Here is a 1,664-nt window from a genome sequence, read left to right on the forward strand (position 1 = left end):
GCTACGCGGCGCGGGTGACATCGGGGAGTCCGTGGCTTCCTGTTTCGCGGCGCTGTGCCACAACCGGGGTCGTGGTCTTATCTGCGCTCCACAGGCTGTGACCACCGAGTCCGGCGGCCTGTTTCACGTTGATCGCGGAGTTGATGTCCCGGTCGTGCACGGTATGGCAGCCGGGACAGATCCACTCGCGGATGTGCAAAGGCTTGGGCCCGTCCTTGCGGTCGCAGACGTGACAGGTCTGGGACGTGGGAACGAACCGGCCGATCTTGATCAGGGTGCGTCCGTACCGCCTGGCCTTGTACTCCAGCAGGGACACGAACTGCGACCAGCCCGCGTCGTGCACGCTCTTGGCCGTCCGACGGCTGCGCGCCAGCGCCTTTACCGCCAGGTCTTCCACGGCGATCGCTTGGTTCTCGCGGATCAGCCGGGTGGAGAGCTGGTGGTGGAACTCGCGGCGTGCGTCGGCCACGGCCGCGTGCGCGCGGGCGAGCTTCAAGCGGGCCTTTTCGCGGTTCTTGGATCCTTTCTGCTTGCGGTCCAGGCTGCGCTGGGCCTTCTTGAGCTTCTTCTCCGCGCGGCGCAAGAACCTGGGGTTCTCGATCTTGGTGCCGTCGGAGAGGATCGCGAAATGCTTCAGCCCCAGGTCGATCCCGATCTGGTTGTTCGGGTCGGGGGTTTCGAAGCGGGCCAGGTCGGCGGCGGGGTCAGTGTCGATGACGAAGGAGGCGAAGTACCGTCCGGCGCTGTCCTTGATGACCGTGACCGAGGAGGGCACCGCGGGCAGGGTGCGGGACCACTTGACCTTCACCTCGCCGATCTTCGGCAGCGACAGACGGCCCGCTTCGGTGAGTTTCCAGCGGGCATTCGCGGTGAGCCGGATCGACTGCTTCGTGTCCTTGCGGGACTTGAAGGACGGCTCTCCGAGCTTGGGGCCCTTGCGCTCACCTTTGAGGGAGGCGAAGAAATTGGCATAGGCGCTCTCCGCGTCGCGCAGCGACTGCTGCAGCACGACGGCGGAGACCACGGACAGCCAGGCCCGATCCGGGGTCTTCTTCGCCTCGGTGATCAGGATGCGGGACAGGTCCCCGATCTTCGGGAACGGCAGCATCTGTTCGTGGGCGGTGCGCCGGGCGCGGACCGCGTCGTTGTAGACGACGCGGGCGCAACCGAACGCCCGCCCCAGGGCGATCTGTTGGCCGCGGGTCGGGTACAGGCGGAAGCTGTACCGAAGCTGCATGACAGGAACCGTACCGGCTTGGATGATGGCTCGTATGGAGAACATCCGGACTGGTCGTCACTGTGTCTTTGCCCTGCATGCCCACTTGGTGTTCGTGACCAAGTTCCGGCACAACGTGTTCACAGATGCCCACTTGGCGCGCATGGAGGAGATCATGCGGGACGTGTGCGCGGACTTCGAGTGCCAACTCGTCGAGTTCAACGGCGAGAACAACCACGTCCACCTCCTGGTGAACTTCCCGCCCAAGGTCGCCCTCGCCCGCCTGGTCAACTCCCTCAAAGGCGTCTCCTCACGCCGCCTGCGCCAGGAGTACCCCGACCTGGCACGCCACTACTGGCGCGCCAACAAACTCTGGTCGGGCTCCTACTTCGCCGGCACCGTCGGCGGCGCACCGCTCAGCATCGTCAAGCAGTACATCGCCCAGCAG

Annotated in this window: 2 protein-coding genes; one reads left to right on the forward strand and one right to left on the reverse strand. The window is 65.5% G+C overall.

Going from position 1 to position 1,664, the window contains the following annotated elements:
• Position 1: 1 nt before the first annotated feature.
• Positions 2-1,237: an RNA-guided endonuclease InsQ/TnpB family protein gene (locus tag IEZ19_RS49725; RefSeq protein ID WP_189317948.1), complete on the reverse strand. Its 1,236-nt coding sequence runs from the start codon at positions 1,235-1,237 to the stop codon at positions 2-4.
• A gap of 25 nt (positions 1,238-1,262) precedes the next feature.
• Between IEZ19_RS49725 and tnpA the strand changes: the two genes are divergently transcribed.
• The coding region (gene tnpA, locus IEZ19_RS49730; protein WP_189317949.1) for an IS200/IS605 family transposase at positions 1,263-1,664 on the forward strand (402 nt) is incomplete at its 3' end.

Origin of the sequence: Streptomyces brasiliensis (genome assembly GCF_014647875.1) — a bacterium.
In the GTDB taxonomy this organism is placed as follows: Bacteria; Actinomycetota; Actinomycetes; order Streptomycetales; family Streptomycetaceae; genus Streptomyces; species Streptomyces brasiliensis.